The organism is Streptomyces sp. NPDC026246, assembly GCF_055567995.1.
The window spans coordinates 586,790-608,117 of sequence record NZ_JBVHPJ010000003.1; the positions used below are offsets into that span (position 1 = coordinate 586,790).

Here is a 21,328-nt window from a genome sequence, read left to right on the forward strand (position 1 = left end):
TCCCGTACTGTCGAGTCATGCCACGCCGCACCGCGACGATGCTCGCCTCCACCCTGATGCTGATCGCGCTCCTGTGCGCGGGAGTCTTCATCCCCGTGCCGTACGCGGAGATGTCGCCGGGGCCGACGGTGAACACGCTGGGCGATCACGACGGTGAGCCGGTGCTGCACATCTCGGGGCGGAAGACCTACGCGACCAGCGGCCACCTGAACATGACGACGGTCCGGGTCACCAGCGCGGACTACCGGATGAACCTGGTCGAGGCGGTCTACGGCTGGCTCGCGCACGACAACAAGGTCGTGCCGCACGACACGCTCTACCCGGACGGCAAGACCGAGGAGCAGTCCACCCAGGAGAACGCCGAGGAGTTCAGCCAGTCCCAGGAGAGCGCCAAGGTCGCGGCGCTGAAGGAACTGGACGTCCCCGTGAAGTCCTGGGTGATCGTCTCGACCGTCGTCAAGGGCTCCCCGGCCGAGGGCAGGCTGCACGCCGGCGACGTGATCAAGGCCGTCGACGGCACGGCGGTCAAGAAGCCGGCCGACGTCGCCAAGCTGGTCACCAGGCACAAGCCCGGCCAGGAGGTGCGGTTCACGATCGTGCCGGCCAAGGAGCAGGCCGCCGCGGAGAAGGAGAAGCGGACGCCCACCCGGACGGAGAACGTCACCATCACGACGGCGACGTCCGACGACACCGGCGAGAAGCGCGCCATCGTCGGCATCTCCGCGGGCACCGACCACACGTTCCCGTTCACCGTCGACATCAAGCTGGCCGACGTCGGCGGTCCCAGCGCCGGGCTGATGTTCGCGCTCGGCATCTACGACAAGCTCACGCCCGGCAGCCTCACCGGCGGCAGGTTCGTGGCGGGCACCGGCACGATCGACGACCAGGGCAAGGTCGGACCGATCGGCGGCATCGAGATGAAGACCGTCGGCGCGCGGAGCAAGGGCGCCCGGTACTTCCTGACGCCGGCCGACAACTGCGCGGCCGCCACCAAGGACACCCCCGAGGGACTCACCCTCATCAAGGTGGACACCATCCAGGACGCCCTCGGCGCGCTCGAGGACCTGCGCAGCGGCGACACCGCGGCCCTGCCGACATGCGGTGAGTAGACCGGGGCGCACCCCCGGTGGGCCGGGGGCGGCCGCGCCCCGGCCGGACGCAGCGGACCTACTCCTCGAAGGTCGCCGTCAGGGCCTCCGCCAGACCCGGGACCAGCTCGGATCCGGTCAGCACCTCCGTGGGGGAGTCCTTCTCCCGCAGACGCAGCGCCGAGTCGCGGGTGCCGTCACGCAGGACCGCGACGGTCATACGGACCTCCTGGCGGTCCGGGTGCTCCGCCACCCACTTCGTCAGCGCGGTCTCGTCCAGGTCCTTCGGAACCTGTGCCTCCGCCGACGGGGGCAGCATCAGGCGCTCCACGGTGAGGGCGCAGCCGGCCACCGCGTCCGGCCAGGCGATGGTGGCGAGGAACTCGTCGAGGGGCTTGCCCGTCGGTACTTCGTCCTGCTCGATCGGGGTGAGGCCGGCGCTCTCCGGCTCGTCACCGAGACCGAGCCGATCGGCCAGCGAGGGTTGTTCGGTCTTGAGCCGGGCGGTGTCGACGAGGGCGAAAAGGCGGGCCGGCTGGTCCCAGCCGAGGCCGGAGACGTACTCGTCGATCTCGAGAACGGCCCGGGTGAGCGGGTTCGCAGCCATGGGAGTGTTGGACATGGTCACAATCCTCTCTCGTTCCTGGCCGAAATCGGGAACCGAGTAAACGGTGAGTAAGTTGCATAGGTGGGGGCCCACGATCACGGGGGCCGCTGACGGTCCGTGAAGACGCGGGCCCGACGAATCGACAGCGACTTCGAGGTGCGCACCTTGGCTTTCCAGATGCCGGACCGCGGCGGAGGCCCGACAGGGCCGCGGATGAGAGTGGGCCGCCCGTCCCGGCGTGTCCGGACCCTGCTCATGACACTGGGCGTCCTGGCCGTCATCGGCATGGCGTTCACCATGTTCGCGGGGTTCTGGACGGACTGGCTGTGGTACCGGTCGGTGAACTACTCGTCGGTCTTCACCACCACCCTGTGGACCAAGATCGGGCTCTTCTTCGTCTTCGGACTGCTGATGGCCCTCGCCGTCGGCGTCAACATCTGGCTGGCCCACCGCCTGCGGCCGCCGCTGAGCGCGATGTCGATGGAGCAGCAGAACCTCGACCGCTACCGCATGGGCATCGCGCCCTACAAGAAGTGGCTGCTGCTCGGGATCACCGCCCTGGTGGGCCTGATCGCCGGCGCCTCCGCGTCCGGCCAGTGGCGCACCTGGCTCATGTGGGTCAACGGCGTGCCCTTCGGCCAGAAGGACCCCCAGTTCAAGCTGGACGTCTCCTTCTACGCCTTCGACCTGCCCTGGTACCGGTTCCTGCTCGGCTTCGGCTTCGCCGCCGCGATCCTGTCCGTGATCGCCGCCGCGCTCACCCACTACCTGTACGGCGGGCTGCGCGTCACCAGCCCCGGCGCCCGTGCCACGGCCGCCGCCACCGGTCACCTGTCGGTCCTGCTCGGCATCTTCGTGGCGCTGAAGGCGGTCGCCTACTGGCTCGACCGCTACGGGCTCGCGGTGAAGTCCAGCGACTTCCGGGCGACCGACAACTGGACCGGCCTCAGGTACGTCGACGCCAACGCCTACCTGCCGGCCAAGACGATCCTGTTCTGCATCGCCGTGATCTGCGCGCTGCTGTTCTTCGCCACGCTGTGGCGGCGCACCTGGCAGCTGCCCGTCATCGGCTTCGGCCTGATGGTCCTGTCCGCCATCCTCATCGGCGGCCTCTACCCGGCGATCGTCCAGAAGTTCCAGGTCCAGCCGAACGAGCAGGCCAAGGAAGCGCCGTACGTCGAGAAGAACCTCGAAGCGACGCGCAAGGCGTACGGCATCGACGGCACGAAGGTCACCGACTACTCGGGCACCAGCAAGACCGAGGACAAGTCCACGCTCCGCGACGACGTCGGCTCCACGGCGAGCATCCGGATCATGGACCCGAACATCGTCTCGCCGACCTTCCAGCAGCTCCAGCAGATCAGGAACTACTACGCGTTCCCGACCAACCTGGACGTCGACCGCTACCCCAAGGACGGCAAGGACCAGGACACGGTCCTCGGCCTGCGCGAGATCAACCTCGCGGGCATCCCCAAGAAGAACTGGATCAACAACCACTTCCGCTACACCCACGGCTACGGAGTGGTCGCCGCCGAGGGCACCAGCGCCGACGCCCAGGGCCGGCCGAACTTCACGGAGTCCGACCTGCCGTCCAAGGGTGACCTCGGCACGTACGAGCAGCGGGTCTACTACGGCGAGAAGACGACCACGTACTCGATCGTCGGCGGTCCCCAGAAGGAGATCGACTACTCCGACGACAACGGCGAGAAGACCACCAGCTACAAGGGCGGCAGCGGGGTCAACCTCTCCAACCCGGTCAACCGGGCCGCGTACGCGGTGGCGTTCGGCGAGCCGCAGATCCTGTACTCCGGTGCCATCGGCGACGGTTCGCGCATCCTGTACAACCGCACGCCCAAGGAGCGCGTCGAGGCGGTCGCCCCCTGGCTGACCATCGACGGCGACGCCTATCCGGCGGTCGTCAACGGCCGCATCCAGTGGATCGTCGACGCGTACACGACGACGAACGGCTACCCGTACTCCTCGCGCACGACGCTCGGCGACACCACGGCCGACTCGCTGACCGCCACCAACGACAACCGCGCGGTGGTGGCCCAGCAGAACCAGGTCAACTACATCCGGAACTCGGTGAAGGCGACCGTCGACGCCTACAGCGGCAAGGTGAAGCTCTACCAGTGGGACACCCAGGACCCCGTCCTGAAGACCTGGATGAAGGCCTTCCCGGACACGGTCGAGCCCAAGAGCGACATCTCCCAGCAGCTGATGGACCACCTGCGCTACCCGCAGGACCTGTTCAAGGTCCAGCGTGAACTGCTCACCCGCTACCACGTGAAGGACGCCACGACGTTCCTCAGCGGCAGCGAGGTGTGGCAGGTGCCGGACGACCCGACGAACCGCTCGGGCAGCGCGGTGCCGCCGTACTACCTGAGCATGAGGATGCCCGACCAGAAGGCGCAGGCGTTCTCGCTGACGACGACCTTCACGCCCAACGGCCGGGACAACCTGAGTGCGTTCATGGCGGTCGACGCCGAGGCAGGCACCAGTGACTACGGCAAGATCAGAATCCTGAAACTGCCGACCAACACCACGGTGAACGGACCCAAGCAGGTCCAGAGCCAGTTCAACTCCCAAGAGGACATCGCCGAGTCCATCAGGCTCCTCAGAGGCGGCGACTCCGAAGTCGAGTACGGCAACCTGCTGACGGTCCCGCTCGACGGGGGACTGCTCTACGTGGAGCCGGTCTACGTACGCGGTGGTGGACTGAAGTACCCGCTGCTGCGCAAGATCCTGGTGACCTACGGGGGCCAGACCGCCTTCGAGAACACGCTCGACGAGGCCCTCAACAAGGTCTTCGGAGCGGACGGCGCGACACCCGAACCGCCGGACGAGGGCGACAACGACACCTCGCCGCCACCGCCGTCCTCGAAGAACCCGACGGTCCAACAGGCCCTGGAGGACGCCCAGAAGGCGTTCGACGAAGGCCAGGAGGCCCTGAAGGACAACGACTGGGAGGCCTACGGCCGGGCGCAGAAGGACCTCGAGGACGCCCTGAAGAGGGCCGAGGACGCGCAGGCCGAGGCGGCCCGGGGCGCCGGGGGCGGTGCGGGCAAGCCCAGCGGCAGCCCGAGCCCGAAGCCGAGCAGCTAGCGCTCCGGCCTGGACGAATGGCCACTCCGCGCCGTGATACGGTGGTGAACACAACGGCGCGGGGTGGAGCAGCTCGGTAGCTCGCTGGGCTCATAACCCAGAGGTCGCAGGTTCAAATCCTGTCCCCGCTACTGCAGTCGCGATGTCCGAGTGACGCAGCGGCCACGAAGGCCCGGATTCCACACAGGAATCCGGGCCTTCGTGATGTGTGAACGCATGTGCTGACGGGAGTTGTGGCCGCGCCGCCGGGGGGAGTTGGGCAATCTGTGTTTGACTTGTCTCTCTGTGGGCATGTCGACAAAACGCTGTAGTGACCTCACTGGCTGCGGTATACCAGGTGTACCCAGGTTGCAGGTGGTGCGACGATGGACGTTATGGGGGACAAGGCAACTCTGTTCGAGACAGGGCGTTTTGTGCAGCCTTCCAGCCGGGAGGACACCGAGACCCCGGACGAGACCGGGGAGATCGCCGACGAGGCGGCCGAAGAGCTGCGTCAGCGGCTCGCCGCGGAGGCCGGCGATGTCGAGGCGATGAGTGTCCTCGGGGCCATGCTGCTGCGCCGTGGTGATCTCGACGGTGCCGAACCCCATCTGCGTGCCGCCACCGCCGCGGGCGACCGGGCCGCGGCCAACAACCTGGGAGTCCTTCTCCACCAGCGGGGATACGCCGACGAGGCCGCCGGATGGTGGCGGATCGCCGCCGTCGCCGGATCCGCGGCGGCCGCGCACGCCCTCGGCCGGCACCACCGCGAGCGCGGGGACGAGCCCGCCGCCGAGTACTGGCTGCGCCAGTCCGCCGAGCAGGGCCACACGCTGGGCGCGTACGCGCTCGCCGACCTGCTGGAGCACCGCGGTGACGCCGGGGCCGAGCGGTGGATGCGGGTCGCGGCCGAGCGCGGCCACCGCGAGGCGGCCTACCGGCTGGCGCGGGCGCTGGACCGCGGGGCGACAGGGGAGAGCGACGGTGACAACGGTGGCCATGGGGCCGCCGACGCCGAGCAGTGGTACCGGCAGGCCGCCGCGCGCGGCCACCGCCGGGCGGCGCTGCACCTCGGGACGATCCTGGAGCGGCGCGGTGAGCTCAAGGAGGCCGGGCGCTGGTACCTGACGGCCGCCAAGGACGGCGAGGCCCGGGCCGCCTGCGCGCTCGGGTTCCTGCTGCGTGACGCGGGCGACACCGAGAACGCCGCCGTGTGGTGGCTGCGCGCCGCCCAGGACGGCGACGGCAACGCGGCCAACGCACTGGGCGCGCTGCACGCCGAGCGGGGCGAGACGCAGACGGCCGAGCGGTGGTACCGGGCCGCGATGGACGCCGGTGACGTGAACGGCGCGTACAACCTCGGGCTGCTCTGCGCCGAGCAGGGCCGGACCCCCCAGGCCGAGCAGTGGTACCGCCGCGCCGCCTACGCCGGGCACCGGGAGGCCGCGAACGCGCTGGCGATCCTGCTGCTGCAGGGCGGCGACGAGACGGGTGCGGAGCCGTGGTTCTCCAAGGCCGCGGAGGCCGGGAGCGTGGACGCCGCGTTCAACCTGGGCATCCTGCACGCGGGACGGGGCGAGGACGAGGCCGCGCTGGGCTGGTACGAGCGGGCTGCCGCCGCCGGGCACACGGAGGCGGCGCTCCAGGTCGGCATGGCCCGGCTGCGGGCCGGCGACGAGCAGGAGGCCGAGCGGCACCTGCGTTGTGCGGCCGGGGGCGGCAGCGCCGAGGCCGCGTACCGGCTGGCGACCGTGCTGGACGCGCGACGGCCGCCGGAGCCGGCACACGAGCTCGGCGAGCCGGTGCACCGGCGCAGCGAGTGCGAGGAGTGGTACGAGCGGGCGGCCTCGCAGGGGCATCGGCGGGCGCAGGTCCGGGTGGGCATGCACGCGGCGGCGCGGGGCGATGTCGTCGAGGCGGCCCGGTGGTACCGGGAGGCGGCCGAGGCGGGCTCCCGCAACGGGGCGTTCAACCTCGGGCTGCTGCTGGCGCGGGAGGGCAGTGAGCCCGAGGCGGCGGTCTGGTGGCAGCGGGCGGCCGACGCCGGTCACGGACGGGCGGCTCTGCGGCTCGCCCTGGTCTACGCGCGTCGTGGAGAACTCGCGGAAGGGCAGCGCTGGGCCGACCGCGCGGTGGCACTCGGTCCGGAGTCCGTGGCGGAGCGGGCGGCGCGCCTGCGGGACGCCTTGCGGCAGGAGCTGTCGGCGTAGGGCGGCCGGGCTGCGGGGTGACCCGGCCGGACTCCGGTGCCGTCGGCGGCGGGCGGTGGCTCCCCGACGAGCCCCTGGCCGGGCGGGCCGCCCGTCGCCGGCGGGCGAGCGACCCGCCGACCCTCCACCGAGTCCTGGGCGTCGGCGGGGGCGGGCGGCCAGGCGTCGCCGACGGGTGGACCGGACCGGCGGCACGCTGTTGCTTCTCGGCCGCCCTGCGGGGCCCGGGCCCCTGGCACGCGACCCGAAGGGGAAGCGATTTGCATCTGCCCTCGTCACTGACGTAACGTTGCATTCATCGCCGCGGGGTGGAGCAGCTCGGTAGCTCGCTGGGCTCATAACCCAGAGGTCGCAGGTTCAAATCCTGTCCCCGCTACTGAAGGCCGAGGGCCGGAATCCGAAAGGGTTCCGGCCCTCGGTCGTTGTCGTGATCCGCGCGCGTCCTGAGGGTGCGAGAAAGCCCCGGCATCATCGGTGCCGGGGCCTTCGTGCGGAGGCTTCAGGCCGCCGCGCAGTTCGGGCAGACGCCGCGGTAAGTGACCTCGACGTCGGAGACGGTGAAACCGAAGCGCTCCGAGTCGGGCAGGTCCGCCATGGGGTTGCCGACCGGATGGACGTCACGGATCGCGCCGCACTGGGCGCAGACCAGGTGGTGGTGCGGCCGGTGGGCGTTCGGGTCGTACCGCTTGGCGCGCTGGTCGGTGGAGACCTCCAGCACCTCGCCGAGGGTCACGAGCTCACCGAGGGTGTTGTAGACGGTCGCCCGGGAGATCTCCGGCAGCTTGGCGACGGCCCGGGCATGGACCTCGTCGGCCGTCAGGTGGACGTGTTCGCCGTCGAGGACCTCGGCCACGACGCGCCGCTGCGCGGTCATCCGCCATCCGCGTCCGCGCAGGCGTTCCAGAAGGTCACTCATGGCCACCAGCCTAACAGCTAAGGGGACCAGGTCCCGAACAGGTGTGAGATTGGAGCCTCACTTGCTTTAGACAATGTCTATTGTAGGATCGAGAACGGCTTTGGCCAAGGGACAGGATTGACCAGGATCGGTGCAGGAGGCGCACGTGACGCAGGGACCGCTTACGACGGAGGCCGGGGCTCCGGTCGCCGACAACCAGAACAGCGAGACCGCGGGCGTCGGCGGCCCCGTACTCGTCCAGGACCAGCTCCTGCTGGAGAAGCTGGCCCACTTCAACCGGGAGCGCATCCCGGAGCGGGTGGTGCACGCCCGCGGTGCCGGCGCGTACGGCACCTTCACGGTGACGGCCGACGTGACGCCCTACACGCGCGCCGCGTTCCTCGGTGAGGTCGGCAAGCAGACCGAGGTCTTCCTGCGCTTCTCGACCGTGGCCGGCAACCTGGGTGCGGCGGACGCGGTGCGCGACCCGCGTGGTTTCGCGCTGAAGTTCTACACCGAGGAGGGCAACTACGACCTCGTCGGCAACAACACCCCGGTGTTCTTCATCAAGGACGCCATCAAGTTCCCGGACTTCATCCACACCCAGAAGCGCGACCCGTACACCGGCTCGACCGAGGCGGACAACGTCTGGGACTTCTGGAGCCTCTCGCCCGAGTCCACGCACCAGGTGACCTGGCTGTTCGGCGACCGGGGCATCCCGGCCTCCTACCGGCACATGGACGGCTTCGGCTCGCACACCTTCCAGTGGAACAACGCGGCCGGCGAGGCCTTCTGGGTGAAGTACCACTTCAAGACCGACCAGGGCATCAAGAACCTGACCAGCGCGGAGGCGGCGCGGCTCGCCGGTGAGGACCCCGACTCCCACCAGCGCGACCTGCGCGAGGCCATCGAGCGGGGCGAGTACCCGAGCTGGACCGTCGGCGTGCAGATCATGCCGGTGGCCGAGGCGGCGACGTACCGGTTCAACCCGTTCGACCTGACGAAGGTGTGGCCGCACGCGGACTACCCGGTCGTCGAGATCGGCAGGCTGGAGCTCAACCGCAACCCGGAGAACATCTTCGCCGAGGTGGAGCAGTCGGTCTTCAGCCCCGCCCACTTCGTGCCGGGCATCGGCCCCTCCCCGGACAAGATGCTCCAGGGCCGTCTCTTCGCGTACGGCGACGCCCACCGCTACCGCGTCGGCATCAACGCCGATCACCTGCCGGTGAACCGCCCGCACGCCACCGTGGCGCGCACCCACTCCCGGGACGGACACCTCTACGACGGCCGCCACGGGGGTGCGAAGAACTACGAGCCGAACAGCTTCGGCGGGCCGTTCCAGACGGACCGTCCGCTGTGGTCGGCCGTCGCCGTGGGCGGCGCCACCGGCAACCACGAGGCGCTCGTGCACGCCGAGGACGACGACTTCGTGCAGGCGGGCAACCTCTACCGGCTCATGTCGGAGGACGAGAAGGAGCGCCTGATCGCCAACCTGGCGGGCTTCATCGCCAAGGTCTCGCGCGACGACATCGTCGAGCGGGCGATCGACAACTTCCGTCGAGCCGACGGAGACTACGGCAAGCGGCTGGAGGCCGCGGTCCAGGCCCTGCGCGGCTGAACTCCAGCACTGGACCGCTTGCGGTAGGGGACGGGCCGGGCTCCCGGAAGGGAACCCGGCCCGTCCTTCGCGTCTAGGCGGGGACGCGCTGCCGCGCGGGTGCCCAGCAGCGGATGATGTCGCGGACCGAGACGATGCCGGCGGGTTCGCCGCCCTCCAGCACGATCAGGTGCCGGAAGCCGCCGTGGGTCATGGCGCCCGCCGCCTCCTCCAGGGTCCAGGCCGGAGCGGCGAACACGACGTCGGTGGTGGTGTGGGCATGGGCGTGTTCCGTGTCCGGGTCCTGGCCCAGGCCCACGGAGTTGAGGATGTCGCGTTCGGTGAGGATGCCGATGCCGCCGGCGTCCGGGTCGTGGACGACGGCCGCGCCGACCCGGCGTGCCGACATCAGTGCGGCGGCCTGACGCAGGGTGTGGGTCGGTCCGATGGTGAGGACAACGGTGCTCATGGCGTCACGGACGAGCATGTAAGGAGCCACCTCCTGGGAGTGTCCCGCAGCTTGTTCATGATTTCACAAGTTCACAAGCCCGGGGACTCTCAGAGTGGCAGGCAAAGGGACGGTCAAACAAGGGGGCGCTCGTAACAACAGGGCGCTCAGTAGCGCTGGTTGAGATACCCCAGCAGTTCGTCGTGGAGCAGGCCGTTCGACGCGGCCGCGTTGCCGCTGTGCGGGCCCGGGCGGGAGTCCAGTCCGGTGAAGGTGCCGCCGGCCTCCGTGACGATGATCGCCGTGGCGGCCATGTCCCACAGGGACAGCTCCGGTTCGGCGCACATGTCGACCGAGCCCTCCGCGACCATCATGTACGGCCAGAAGTCGCCGTACGCGCGCGTGCGCCAGACCGCGCGGGTCAGGTCGAGGAAACCGTCGAGACGGCCCTGCTCCTCCCAGCCGCTGAGCGAGGAGTACGCGAAGGAGGCGTCGGAGAGTTGCGAGACGCGCGAGACCTGCAGCCGCGACGCCTTGGTGAGGCTGCGGCCGGTGAACGCGCCGTGGCCCTTCGCCGCCCACCAGCGGCGCCCCAGGGCCGGGGCGGAGACGACACCCACGACGGGCTGGAACCCGCCCTCGCCGGCTTCCATCAGGGAGATGAGCGTGGCCCACACGGGCACGCCCCGCACATAGTTCTTCGTGCCGTCGATCGGGTCGATCACCCAGCGGCGCGGGCCGGTTCCCTCGACTCCGTACTCCTCGCCGAGGATCGCGTCTCTGGGCCGGGCGCGCTGGAGCTGGCCGCGAATGAGCTCCTCTGCGGCCTTGTCCGCCTCGCTGACCGGGGTCATGTCCGGTTTGGTCTCGACCTTGAGGTCGAGGGCCTTGAAGCGGTCCGTCGTCGCGGCGTCGGCGGCGTCGGCGAGGACGTGTGCGAGACGCAGGTCGTCGAGGTAGTCGGGCATGCGACGAACCTATCGGCCGAGGTGGGGGTGGGGCCACCGGGGGATCGTGAGGGTGGGGGAGCGGTCGTGTGACGCGCCTGCGCGACCCGGCGGGCACGGTGGACCGGTGCCACGGGCCGTGGTGGCACCCGGGGTGCGGCCGGCGGTGCGCGGGTGCGGGTGCGGGCGCGGGTGCGCCGGGTGAAGCCCCCGCGTACAGCGGCCGGAACGCGCCCCCCGCGCACGTTCGTGAACCCTTGACAGTGGTCGCGTGCGCGTCAAACCTGGGCGCAGAGCCGCTCGCCCCAAGGGGAGGCGAAGATGCCTGCAGCGCGGGAATCTCTACTGGACGCCGCCTACACGGCGCTGGCGCGCCGGCCCTGGTCCACCGTGCGGATGGTGGACGTGGCCGCGGCGGCGGGGGTGTCCCGGCAGACGCTGTACAACGAGTTCGGCAGCAAGGACGGCCTGGCCCGGGCCCTGGTGCGCAGAGAGGCCGACGGATATCTGGCGGGCGTCGACCGGGCGCTCGCCGCGCACACCGACCCCCGGGAGCGCATCACCGCCACCGCGGAGTGGACCGCCTCGGCCGCCCGCGACAACGCCCTGGTCCGCGCCATGCTCACCGGCTGCTGGGGCGAACGCCTGCCCTCGCCGGTCCTGACCGCCGTACCGTCCGGCTCCGCCGTGCCGGCCCAGCGGCGCGCCGACGGCCCGCTGCCCTCGCCGGCGGACTTCGTCGCCCTGGTCCGCGACCGGGCCGTCACGGCCCTGACCGGTTCGGGCGCGCCCCGGTCCGAGACCGCCGAGCTGGCCCGCACCTGTGAACTCGCCGTCCGGCTCGCCCTGTCCTGCGTGGCCGCGCCACCGGCCGGCGGCGGGGTCGCCGACCTGGTCCGCGGAGCCCTCCACCGGCAACCCGGCTGACCCCGCGGCGGTCCCGGCGGCGGCCCCGATGGCAGCATTTGACGTGCCGTCAGTGTGCCGACCCCGACAACTGCAGCCCGATCACGCCGATGATGACGAAGCTGATCGACACGATCTTCAGCGTCGACACCAGGTCGCCCAGGAAGACCATGCCGTAGATCGCGGTGCCCGCCGCGCCGATGCCGGTCCACACCGCGTACGCGGGGCCCACGTCGAGCCTCTTCAGCGCCAGCGTCAGCAAGCCGAAACTGCCGAGGGCGAAGGCGCAGAACGCGATCGTCGGCCAGAGCCGGGTGAATCCGTGGGAGAGCTTCAGGCACACGGCGAAGCCGGTCTCCAGCAGCCCTGCCACGATGACCAGCAGCCACGCCATGAGGTGTCCTCCCGTTTCCCACGTCCGGTGACCGCTACGTCCGGGTCCGTCGAGTTTTGGCCAGGCTTGCATTCGGCTCGGTGCGATTATGCACTTACCGTCCGCGGGCCAGGACAAACAACGCGGAGGTCAGTCCTCTTCGGTTCGCTCCCGGGTGGCCAGCAGCCGCCGCAGTGAGTACAGCCGGGCCGGATCGGCGTGCCCCTCGGCCACCCAGGCGTCCAGCGCGCAGTCCGGCTCGTCGTGGCTGCACGCCCGCGGACAGCCCTCGGTGCCCGGCTCCAGGTCGGGGAAGGCGTGGATGACCCGGGACGGGTCGACGTGGTTGAGCCCGAAGGACCGCACACCGGGGGTGTCGATCACCCAGCCGTCACCGCCGGACAGCGGCAGCGCAAGCGCCGAGGTGGTGGTGTGCCGGCCGCGGCCCGTCACCGCGTTCACATGCCCGGTCGACCGGCGCCGGTCCTCCGGCACCAGCGCGTTGACCAGGGTCGTCTTGCCGACGCCGGAGTGGCCGACGAAAGCGGTGATCCTGCCGTCGAGTTGCTCGCGCACCCGGGCCACGGCCACACCGCTGTCCAGTTCCGCGCGGCTGGTGACCACGTAGGGGATGTCGAGGTCGCCGTACAGCTCCAGCAGCTTCTCGGGCGGGGCGAGGTCGGACTTGGTGAGGACCAGCAGCGGTTCGAGGCCGCCGTCGTAGGCCGCGACCAGGCAGCGGTCGATCAGCCGGGGGCGGGGCTCGGGGTCGGCCAGGGCGGTGACGACCGCCAGCTGATCGGCGTTGGCCACGACCACCCGCTCGTACGGATCGTCGTCGTCGGCCGTGCGGCGCAGTACCGAGGTGCGCTCCGCGATGCGCACGATCCGCGCGAGCGTGTCCTTCTTCCCGGACAGGTCGCCCACCAGGGCCACCCGGTCTCCCACGACCGCGGCCTTGCGGCCCAGTTCGCGTGCCTTCATCGCCAGGACTACGCGGTCCTCGACCAGGCACGTCAGGCGCCCCCGGTCGACGGTCAGCACCAGGCCCTCGGCGGCGTCCTCGTGCTTGGGGCGGATGTTCGTCCGGGGCCGGGTGTTGCGGCGGCCCGGACGGGTGCGGATGTCGTCCTCGTCGGTGTGCTTGCCGTAGCGGCGCATGACCTGTTCCCCGCGTCCTACGCCCCGAGCATCCCGGTCCACAGGTCGGGGAAGTCGGGCAGGGTCTTGGCCGTCGTCGCCACGTTCTCGATCTGCACGCCCTCGACCGCGAGGCCGATGATCGCGCCGGCCGTGGCCATGCGGTGGTCGTCGTAGGTGTGGAAGATGCCGCCGTGCAGCCGGCGCGGCCGGATGTGCAGGCCGTCGGCGGTCTCCGTGACGTCACCGCCGAGTTCGTTGATCTCCTTGGTGAGCGCGGCCAGCCGGTCCGTCTCGTGCAGGCGCAGGTGGGCGACGCCGCGCAGGGTCGACGGGGAGTCGGCGAGGGCCGCGACGGCCGCGATGCCCGGGGTCAGCTCGCCGACCTCGCTCAGGTCGACGTCGATGCCGTGGACCGATCCGGAGCCGGTGAACACCAGCCCGTACTCGGTCAGTTCGCAGGAGCCGCCCATCTCGGTGAAGATCTCGCGCAGCCTGTCACCGGGCTGGGTGGTGCGGGCCGGCCAGTCCGGGACGACGACCTTGCCGCCGGTGACCAGGGCCGCCGCCAGGAACGGCTGGGCGTTGGACAGGTCCGGCTCGATCACCAGGTCGCTGCCGAGCAGGGCGCCCGGCGTCACCCGCCAGACGTTCGGCTCACCGCCCGACTCGGGCGTGTCGACCTGGGCGCCGACCGCGCGCAGCATGTCGACGGTCATGCGGATGTGCGGCAGGGAGGGCAGCGTGTCGCCCGTGTGGCGGACCTCGACGCCCTGGTTGAAGCGCGGGGCGGACAGCAGCAGGGCGCTGACGAACTGAGACGAGGAGGACGCGTCGATCGACACCGGGCCGCCGTCCAGGGCGCCGCCGCCGTGCACCGTCATCGGCAGGGCGCCCCGGCCGTCGTCGTCGATGCGGGCGCCCAGCGCGCGCAGGGCGTCGATCACGCCGTGCAGGGGACGCTCGTAGGAGCGGGGGTCGCCGTCGAAGCGGACGGGGCCGTCGGCCAGCGCGGCGACCGGCGGCAGGAACCGCATCACCGTGCCGGCGTTGCCGACGTCGACCGTGGCCGGGCCGCGCAGACCCGTCGGCAGCACGCGCCAGGCCTCGCCCGTGCCGTCGGGGCCCACGCCCTCCTCGATCTCGACACCCAGCGCGCGCAGCGCGCCGGCCATCAGCAGCGTGTCGCGGGAACGCAGCGGGCGGCGCAGCCAGCCCGGCTCGGAGGCGAGGGAGGCCAGGACCAGGGCACGGTTGGTGACGGACTTGGACCCCGGCACGTGGACCGTCGCGTCGACGGCTCCGCTCGCGTGCGGGGCGGGCCAGAGGGCGGCTTCTGCGGTGTTCGGGGCCATGCCCTCACTTTATCGGCAGGCCGTGCCACGGACGCCGCGCCGTCGGGCCGCAGCGCCCGCACGGCGGAGCCGGACGGCACCTCGGGCTCGCCCTGCGGGGCCGGACGGCACCTCGGGCTCCGCCCTGTGGAGCCCGACGGCGCCTCGGCCCCGCCCTCGCGCCCCGGTCGGCGTGCGGACCGGGCGGGCGTGCGCCCGGGGGTCCGTCACAGACCGAGCAGCCAGCGGCCGCCGCCGAGCAGCGAACACAGCGACACCGCGTGGAACAGGAAGAACCACAGGCCCGCCGGTACGTGCGTCAGGCGGGACAACTGGTCCGCGTCCGAGTCCCCGGCCCCGCCCCGCGACCGCTTGGCCTGGAGCTCGAAGGCCGGCCGCACCCCGCCGACCAGCAGGAACCACACCACCGCGTACGCGAACGCCGCCTGCACCTGCGGTCCGGCCAGCCACGACACCACCACGAACAGCCCGCCGGTGACGAGCATGGTCAGGGCGCCGTAGGCGTTGCGGATCATCACGAGCATCGCGAGCAGCAGGGCCGTCGCCAGCCACAGCAGGAGTGTGATGCGGCCGGCTCCCAGCAGGGCGGCGCCGCCGAGCCCCAGCAGGGGCGGGGCCGTGTAGCCGGCGGCGGCCGTGAGGATCATGCCGATGCCGTGCGGCTTGCCCCGGCTGACCGTCAGGCCGCTGGTGTCCGAGTGCAGCCGGATGCCGGTCAGCGTACGGCCGGTGAGCAGGGCCACGAGCCCGTGACCGCCCTCGTGGGCGATGGTGATGGCGTTGCGGGCGACGCGCCACAGGACGTGCGGGACGACCACGGCCAGCGCGGCGGCCAGGGTCGCGATCACCACCCACAGGTCGGGCTCGGGCTGGGTGCCGGCCACCTCGTCCCAGAGGGAGGCGAGCGAGGCGGATGCTATGTGGTCCATGTCGGCGGGGGGCTCCTCCGGGTCGCGCGGGGCTGGCAGTGTGGCACGTCTGCGCGGACGGTACCGAAAGACGCCCTGGAGGCGGCGACCGTTCCGGCCTCTGCGACCCTGGGACCCGTCCGGGCCGGTGCCGGCCCGGACGGGTTCTGGCGTGTGCGCAGGTCGGAGGGGCAGGACACATGTGCGGACGGTATGCGGCCAGCCGCAGTGCGGAGGATCTCGCGGCGGTCTTCGGGATCGAGAAGTGGGAGCCCGAGGAGAGCCTCGGGCCCGACTACAACGTGGCGCCCACCAAGGAGGTCCACGTCGTCCTGGACCGCCCCCTGAAGGACGCCGACGACCCGCGGCCGGTGCGGCAGCTGCGCCGGCTGAAGTGGGGGCTGGTCCCGTCCTGGGCGAAGACCCCCGAGGGCGGCGCCCGGATGATCAACGCCCGTGCCGAGACCGTGCACGAGAAGCCCTCCTACCGCCGCGCCTTCACCTCCCGGCGCTGCATCCTGCCCGCCGACGGCTACTACGAGTGGGTCACCGGCACCGAGGAGCGCGAGCTGGAGGTCGAGGGGCGCAGGAAGCGGCCCCGCAAGCAGCCCTACTTCGTGACCCCGGCGGACGGGTCGGTCTTCGCCATGGCCGGCCTCTACGAGTTCTGGCGGGACAGGACCCTGCCCGACGACCACCCGCTCGCCTGGTGGGTGACGTGCTCGGTGATCACCACCGAGGCCGAGACGAGCCCCCTCGCGGTGGCCCCCGCGGAGGGGCCGCGGGCGCTGGCCGACATCCACCCCCGGATGCCGCTGATGCTGACCCCGGACCGCTGGGACGCCTGGCTGGACCCCGCCCGCACCGACCCCGGCGCACTGCGCGACCTGCTCGCGCCGCCGCCCGCCGGGCTGATGCGCGCCTACCCCGTCGCCACCGCCGTCAGCAACGTCCGCAACAACGGGCCGGAGCTGCTGAAGGAGCTGGAGGGGCCCGAGGAGGGCACACTCTTCTGACGTGACGCAACGAAAGAAGGCGGCCGCCCCGGCCACTAAGAGCGCCGAGCCCGGTACCGCCGAGCCGGGTACTGCCGGGCCCGGTACCGCCGAGCCCGGGCCCGTCGAGACCGAGGCCGTCGAGACCGAGGCCGGAACCGCGCGGATCACCTGGCACCGGGCCCCGCGGCCCCGGCTCGTGCTGGCCGTGAGCCACGGCGCCGGCGGCGGCATCGAGGCCCGCGACCTGACGGCCCTGGCCGCCGTCCTGCCCGACCACGGCGTGACCGTCGCCCGGGTCGAGCAGCCCTGGCGGGTGGCGGGCCGGAAGCTGGCACCCGCCCCCAAGACCCTCGACACGGGCTGGCGGGGGCTGTGGCCCGCCCTGACCGCACCGGGGCTGCCGGTCGTCGCGGGCGGCCGCAGTGCCGGGGCCCGGGTGGCCTGCCGCACCGCCGCCGAGCTGGGCGCGCACGCCGTGCTCGCGCTGAGCTTCCCCCTCCACCCGCCCGGCAAGCCGGACAGGTCCCGCGCCGCCGAACTGCTGGGCGCCGGCGTGCCCACCCTGGTCGTGCAGGGCGGCAACGACCCCTTCGGCAGGCCCGAGGAGTTCCCCGAAGGGCCGTACCGGCTCGTGGAGGTTCCGTACGGGGATCACGGGTTCGCCGTGCCCAAACGTGCGGAGATCTCGCAGGAGGAGGCCGTGGAGGTCATCACCGGCGCGGTCGCGCGGTGGACCGGGTCACTCGGGTAAAGCTTCGGGAATGCCGGGGCGGCGGTCGCTGTTGTGCGGTGCGTACGTGCTGGAGACCAGCACCGACGCCGTAGGAAAGGGAGTCCGCCGCATGGGTTCGACCATCTGCCCGACCCGCAGCAGCCGCGCCGACCTGGACTGGACGGTGCTGCACGCGGCCAAGACCGCCCCTGTTCGGGCGGCGGGCGGACCGGATCGTCGTCTATCCTCCGATTCGGGTGGGACCGGCCTCGGTCTCACGAGAGCATTCGAGGAGGTGGGTCCGGTCACTGGGACCGACGCAGGGACCGACAACGGCCAGGCGGAGCAGCCCGAGGGCCAGGGCGGCACGAGCACGGAGACCGCGACCGAGCGCAGCGCGCGCTTCGAGCGGGACGCGCTCGAGTTCCTCGACCAGATGTACTCGGCCGCGCTGCGCATGACACGCAACCCGGCCGACGCGGAGGACCTGGTGCAGGAGACGTACGCCAAGGCGTACGCGTCCTTCCACCAGTTCCGTGAGGGCACCAACCTCAAGGCGTGGCTGTACCGGATCCTCACCAACACCTTCATCAACTCGTACCGCAAGAAGCAGCGTGAACCGCAGCGCTCGGCGGCCGAGGAGATCGAGGACTGGCAGCTGGCCCGTGCCGAGTCGCACATGTCGACCGGTCTGCGCTCCGCCGAGTCGCAGGCGCTGGACCACCTGCCCGACTCGGACGTGAAGGAAGCACTCCAGGCGATCCCCGAGGAGTTCCGCATCGCCGTCTACCTGGCGGATGTCGAGGGCTTTGCCTACAAGGAGATCGCCGACATCATGGGGACACCCATCGGTACGGTGATGTCCCGGCTGCACCGGGGCCGCCGTCAGCTGCGCGGCATGCTGCAGGACTACGCCCGCGACCGCGGGATGGTCCCGGCCGGCGCCGGAGAGTCGAACGAAGCGAAAGGCTCGGGGTCATGAGCTGCGGAGAGCCGCACGAGACGGATTGCAGCGAAATCCTCGATCATCTCTACGAGTTCCTCGACCGTGAGATGCCGGACTCGGACTGCGTGAAGTTCGAGCACCACTTCGAGGAGTGCTCGCCCTGCCTCGAGAAGTACGGGCTCGAGCAGGCCGTCAAGAAGCTGGTCAAGCGGTGCTGCGGGCACGACGACGTCCCCGGTGACCTGCGCGACAAGGTCATGGGGCGGATCGAGCTGATCCGCTCCGGCCAGACGGTCCCCGAGCAGGACGTCACGGCCTCGCCCGCCACACCGCGCGAGTCCTGACCTTCCCGGTCGACCTCGAACGCGTCACTCGAACGTGCGAATGCGCGGGCCGTCCGCCCGCCAACCCCTCCCGCCGTCCTAGGCTCCGGGCCTGACGGACATGGCCGGGGAGGGGCTCATGAAAGCGGTACCGGCACGGGTACGTGCGTACGTCGCCTGTGTCGTCGGCGCCGCCCTGCTCTGCCTGCTGCCCCTGCCGGGCGCGCGAGCGCCCTGGTGGGCGGCCCTGCTGCTCGCCCTGCTGTACGCGGGCTGCGAGCGTGCCGCCCGGTCCCGGTTCGCGGGGATCTCCCAGCCGGCCGGAACCTTCTACCCCGTGCTCCTCGCCGGTGCCTTCCTGCTGCCCGCGCCCGTAGCGGCCCTGGTGGCCGTGCCGGGCGCGCTGCTGTCCCACGTCGAGCACCGGCCCGTGGCGGTGCGGCGGATCTGGCGGGCCGCGCAACTGGTCCTCGGCGTGTGGGCCGCGGCCGAGGTGCACCGCCTCCTCGGCGGCCGGGACGCGGTCGCCGACGGCGACGTCCCCTACGCCCTCGGCCCCGCCGGAGCGGCGGTGCTGGCGTTCTGCCTGGTGCTCGCGCTGCTCGACGGCGGGATCCTGGCCGTGGCCGAGCGGGTCCCGGCGCGGCGGGCCTGGCGCGGCCTGGTGGCCCGCTCGCTCGCCCCGATCGCCGTGCACGGCCTGGCCGGACTGATGATGGCCGTCCTGTGGCGCAGCCCCTACGGCCCCGTGGCGGCGCTGCTGGTCCTGCTGCCGATGTGCGTCTCGTGGTGGGCCTTCGCGCAGTACCACCGCGAACGGGGCGCCCACCAGGCGACCATCCGGGCGCTGGTGCAGGCCGTCGACATCAAGGACGGTTACACGCGCGGGCACAGCGAGCGCGTCGGGCACGCCTCCATGATGATCGCCCGCCAGCTGGGCATGGACGACGAGCGCGTCGAGGTGCTGCGCTTCGCCGGGATCCTGCACGACGTCGGCAAGCTCGGCGTGCCCACCCGGCTGCTCCGCAAGGACGGGCCGCTGACGCCCGAGGAACGGCGGGTGATCGAGCTGCACCCCGAGTACGGGCACGAGATGGTGCGCGGCATCGGATTCCTCGGGGAGGCCCGCGCGGCGGTGCTGCACCACCACGAACGGCTGGACGGCAGCGGCTACCCCTACGGACTGACGGGCCGCCAGATCCCCGAGTCCGCCCGGGTGGTGGCGGTCGCCGACGCCTTCGACGCCATGACCTCCACCCGCAGCTACAGCAGGGCCCGGCCGGTTCCGGTGGCCCTGGCGGAGCTGGAGCGGTGCGCCGGCAGCCAGTTCGACCCGGCGATGGTGGCGGCCCTGGTCGAGGCCGTGGGGCGGGCGGGGTGGCGCCCCGCCGTCACCGCCGGGGACGAGGAGGTCCGCGACCGCACCAGGACTCCCCGCGTGCCCCCGCCGGGCACCCCCGTCACCGGCCGGCCCGGAGCCCACCGGTGAGCCCGCGGCGGCAGCCGCTGCTCCTCGCCCTCGTGCACACCTGCGCCGGCCTCCTCGCCGCCGGCTCCCTCGCCGTCACCCTCTACGACGGTCTGGAGGAACGCCGCGTCGCCCTGGCCTTCGGCGTCCTCGTCGCCGTCGGCGAACTCGCCCGGCGCAACGACGCACACGTCCGGGAACCGGCCCCGCTGGGCGCCGCCGGAGCCCTGTCCTACGCGCTGCTCGGCGAGGCCGGCGGGCACCCCACCCACCACGGCCTCGCCCAGGTCCTCGCCGTCGTGCTGGCCGCCTCGCTGCTCGGCAGCGTGCCGCACGTCGCACGGGGCGAAGGCCCCACCCTCGACCACCTCTCCCGGCGCGTGCTCACCGTCGGGTTCGTCGCCGTCTGCTTCCAGCCCCCGTACAACCGGGGCACGTTCGAGGACTGGGGCGGTCCCGCCTACGCGCTGCTGCTGCTCGCGCTGCTGTCCCTGACCGCGCTGTGCGACGCGCTGCTCGCCGCCGCCCTGGCCCACCTGCGTACCGGCTGGCCCTTCGGACCGGTGCTGCGCGACGAGCTGCGGGCCGCGCACGGCATCGGCACCGCGGTCATCGCGACCGGGGCGGTGATGGCCCTGGCGGTGGCCGTCGTGGGCCTGTGGGGGCTGCCCGTGTTCTCCGTGCCGCTGCTGCTCGCGCAGATGTCCTTCCGGCGGTACGCGGCCGTCCGGGCGACCTACCGGCAGACCATCGCCTCCCTCGCCCGGGCCACCGAGGTCGCCGGCTGCACCCCCGCCGGGCACGCCCGCCGCGTCGCCGCGGTGAGCCAGGCCGTCGGCCGTGACCTGGGCCTCACCGAGCCCGAACTGGCCGTGCTGGAGTACGCGGCGCTCATGCACGACATCGGCCAGCTGAGTCTCGTCGACCCCGTGCCCGCCGGTGCCACCGCCGCGCTGCCCGCCGCCGAGCAGCGGCGCATCGCGCTGCTCGGCGCGGCCGTCGTCCGGCAGACCGGGGTCGACGAGGCGGTCGCCGTGGTCGTGGAGCGGCAGGCCGACCCCTACCCGGAGCAGCCGCTCGCCGCGCGAATCGTCCGGGCCGTGAACGCGTACGAGGAGAAGTCCCGGGAAGGAGGGCCCGGCGGGCCGCTGACGGCGCTGGAGGAACTCCGGCTCGCCACCGCCGGGACGTATGCGCCGGAGGTGGTGGAATCACTGGCCCGTGTACTGGCAAGGAGCAGTCTGACGCTGCCCGTGGCTGGGTAACCCATGGGTAATGAGCGCCCCCGAGGGCGTACGTGGTTGGATGCGAAGGAGAAGGTGT

The 21,328-nt window shown here is 71.9% G+C and carries 19 protein-coding genes and 2 tRNA genes; 13 read left to right on the plus strand and 8 right to left on the minus strand.

What is annotated here, in order from left to right:
* The first annotated feature begins 17 nt into the window (after window positions 1–17).
* Window positions 18–1,109, plus strand: a complete 1,092-nt coding sequence (locus tag ACZ4M5_RS10860; protein WP_467735194.1) for a YlbL family protein — start codon at window positions 18–20, stop codon at window positions 1,107–1,109.
* Between the two features lie 58 nt (window positions 1,110–1,167).
* Here ACZ4M5_RS10860 and ACZ4M5_RS10865 read toward each other — a convergent pair whose 3' ends face one another.
* Window positions 1,168–1,710: a PPA1309 family protein gene (locus ACZ4M5_RS10865; RefSeq protein ID WP_467735196.1), complete on the minus strand. Its 543-nt coding sequence runs from the start codon at window positions 1,708–1,710 to the stop codon at window positions 1,168–1,170.
* Window positions 1,711–1,872: 162 nt separating this feature from the next.
* Here ACZ4M5_RS10865 and ACZ4M5_RS10870 point away from each other — a divergent pair, with 162 nt between their 5' ends.
* The 4 genes from ACZ4M5_RS10870 to ACZ4M5_RS10885 all read left to right on the plus strand — a co-directional run bounded on the left by ACZ4M5_RS10870 (window position 1,873) and on the right by ACZ4M5_RS10885 (window position 7,365).
* Window positions 1,873–4,800 carry a UPF0182 family membrane protein gene (locus ACZ4M5_RS10870; protein WP_467735567.1) on the plus strand — a complete coding sequence of 976 codons (2,928 nt, stop codon included), beginning with the start codon at window positions 1,873–1,875 and terminating at the stop codon, window positions 4,798–4,800.
* Between the two features lie 57 nt (window positions 4,801–4,857).
* A tRNA-Met gene (locus tag ACZ4M5_RS10875) sits at window positions 4,858–4,931 on the plus strand.
* A 234-nt stretch (window positions 4,932–5,165) separates the two neighbouring features.
* Complete coding sequence (locus ACZ4M5_RS10880; protein ID WP_467735198.1) at window positions 5,166–6,989, plus strand: tetratricopeptide repeat protein; 1,824 nt, start codon at window positions 5,166–5,168, stop codon at window positions 6,987–6,989.
* A gap of 302 nt (window positions 6,990–7,291) precedes the next feature.
* A tRNA-Met gene (locus ACZ4M5_RS10885) sits at window positions 7,292–7,365 on the plus strand.
* A gap of 123 nt (window positions 7,366–7,488) precedes the next feature.
* Here the strand turns inward: ACZ4M5_RS10885 and ACZ4M5_RS10890 are convergent.
* Window positions 7,489–7,905 (minus strand): Fur family transcriptional regulator, encoded by a 417-nt coding sequence (locus ACZ4M5_RS10890; RefSeq protein ID WP_369193794.1) that lies wholly within the window; start codon window positions 7,903–7,905, stop codon window positions 7,489–7,491.
* 145 nt (window positions 7,906–8,050) lie between these two features.
* Between ACZ4M5_RS10890 and ACZ4M5_RS10895 the strand changes: the two genes are divergently transcribed.
* On the plus strand, window positions 8,051–9,502 hold the full coding sequence (locus ACZ4M5_RS10895; RefSeq protein WP_467735200.1) for a catalase: 1,452 nt from the start codon (window positions 8,051–8,053) through the stop codon (window positions 9,500–9,502).
* 73 nt (window positions 9,503–9,575) lie between these two features.
* On the opposite strand, the gene ACZ4M5_RS10900 is transcribed toward ACZ4M5_RS10895, so the two are convergent.
* Both ACZ4M5_RS10900 and hisN read right to left on the minus strand, forming a co-directional pair.
* Window positions 9,576–9,968 (minus strand): CBS domain-containing protein, encoded by a 393-nt coding sequence (locus ACZ4M5_RS10900; RefSeq protein ID WP_467735202.1) that lies wholly within the window; start codon window positions 9,966–9,968, stop codon window positions 9,576–9,578.
* A gap of 128 nt (window positions 9,969–10,096) precedes the next feature.
* Window positions 10,097–10,897: a histidinol-phosphatase gene (gene hisN, locus ACZ4M5_RS10905; RefSeq protein ID WP_467735204.1), complete on the minus strand. Its 801-nt coding sequence runs from the start codon at window positions 10,895–10,897 to the stop codon at window positions 10,097–10,099.
* Window positions 10,898–11,197: 300 nt separating this feature from the next.
* Here hisN and ACZ4M5_RS10910 point away from each other — a divergent pair, with 300 nt between their 5' ends.
* Complete coding sequence (locus ACZ4M5_RS10910; protein WP_467735206.1) at window positions 11,198–11,803, plus strand: TetR/AcrR family transcriptional regulator; 606 nt, start codon at window positions 11,198–11,200, stop codon at window positions 11,801–11,803.
* Window positions 11,804–11,852: 49 nt separating this feature from the next.
* Here ACZ4M5_RS10910 and ACZ4M5_RS10915 read toward each other — a convergent pair whose 3' ends face one another.
* The 4 genes from ACZ4M5_RS10915 to ACZ4M5_RS10930 all read right to left on the minus strand — a co-directional run bounded on the left by ACZ4M5_RS10915 (window position 11,853) and on the right by ACZ4M5_RS10930 (window position 15,579).
* Window positions 11,853–12,176: a DMT family transporter gene (locus tag ACZ4M5_RS10915; protein ID WP_369193789.1), complete on the minus strand. Its 324-nt coding sequence runs from the start codon at window positions 12,174–12,176 to the stop codon at window positions 11,853–11,855.
* A gap of 129 nt (window positions 12,177–12,305) precedes the next feature.
* The gene (rsgA, locus tag ACZ4M5_RS10920; RefSeq protein WP_467735209.1) at window positions 12,306–13,316 is read right to left on the minus strand and encodes a ribosome small subunit-dependent GTPase A; all 1,011 of its coding nucleotides are present in this window, start codon (window positions 13,314–13,316) and stop codon (window positions 12,306–12,308) included.
* A gap of 17 nt (window positions 13,317–13,333) precedes the next feature.
* Window positions 13,334–14,650, minus strand: coding sequence for a 3-phosphoshikimate 1-carboxyvinyltransferase (aroA, locus tag ACZ4M5_RS10925; protein ID WP_467735211.1), 1,317 nt, complete (start codon window positions 14,648–14,650; stop codon window positions 13,334–13,336).
* A 206-nt stretch (window positions 14,651–14,856) separates the two neighbouring features.
* Entirely contained in the window at window positions 14,857–15,579 is a 723-nt protein-coding gene (locus ACZ4M5_RS10930; protein WP_467735213.1) for a M50 family metallopeptidase, read from the minus strand.
* Window positions 15,580–15,758: 179 nt separating this feature from the next.
* Between ACZ4M5_RS10930 and ACZ4M5_RS10935 the strand changes: the two genes are divergently transcribed.
* The 6 genes from ACZ4M5_RS10935 to ACZ4M5_RS10960 all read left to right on the plus strand — a co-directional run bounded on the left by ACZ4M5_RS10935 (window position 15,759) and on the right by ACZ4M5_RS10960 (window position 21,270).
* The gene (locus tag ACZ4M5_RS10935) at window positions 15,759–16,574 is read left to right on the plus strand and encodes an SOS response-associated peptidase (RefSeq protein WP_467735215.1); all 816 of its coding nucleotides are present in this window, start codon (window positions 15,759–15,761) and stop codon (window positions 16,572–16,574) included.
* A gap of 145 nt (window positions 16,575–16,719) precedes the next feature.
* Window positions 16,720–17,307 carry an alpha/beta hydrolase family protein gene (locus ACZ4M5_RS10940; RefSeq protein ID WP_467735569.1) on the plus strand — a complete coding sequence of 196 codons (588 nt, stop codon included), beginning with the start codon at window positions 16,720–16,722 and terminating at the stop codon, window positions 17,305–17,307.
* Between the two features lie 256 nt (window positions 17,308–17,563).
* Window positions 17,564–18,250 carry an RNA polymerase sigma factor SigR gene (gene sigR, locus ACZ4M5_RS10945; RefSeq protein WP_369193783.1) on the plus strand — a complete coding sequence of 229 codons (687 nt, stop codon included), beginning with the start codon at window positions 17,564–17,566 and terminating at the stop codon, window positions 18,248–18,250.
* Window positions 18,247–18,558, plus strand: a complete 312-nt coding sequence (rsrA, locus tag ACZ4M5_RS10950; RefSeq protein ID WP_352098347.1) for a mycothiol system anti-sigma-R factor — start codon at window positions 18,247–18,249, stop codon at window positions 18,556–18,558. Before sigR ends, rsrA begins: the two co-directional genes overlap by 4 nt.
* 118 nt (window positions 18,559–18,676) lie before the next feature.
* A complete protein-coding gene (locus tag ACZ4M5_RS10955; RefSeq protein WP_467735218.1) occupies window positions 18,677–20,026 on the plus strand; it encodes an HD-GYP domain-containing protein in 1,350 nt (449 codons plus the stop codon).
* A complete protein-coding gene (locus tag ACZ4M5_RS10960; RefSeq protein ID WP_467735220.1) occupies window positions 20,023–21,270 on the plus strand; it encodes an HD domain-containing protein in 1,248 nt (415 codons plus the stop codon). The genes ACZ4M5_RS10955 and ACZ4M5_RS10960 overlap by 4 nt, the downstream gene beginning before the upstream one ends.
* Window positions 21,271–21,328: the final 58 nt, after the last annotated feature.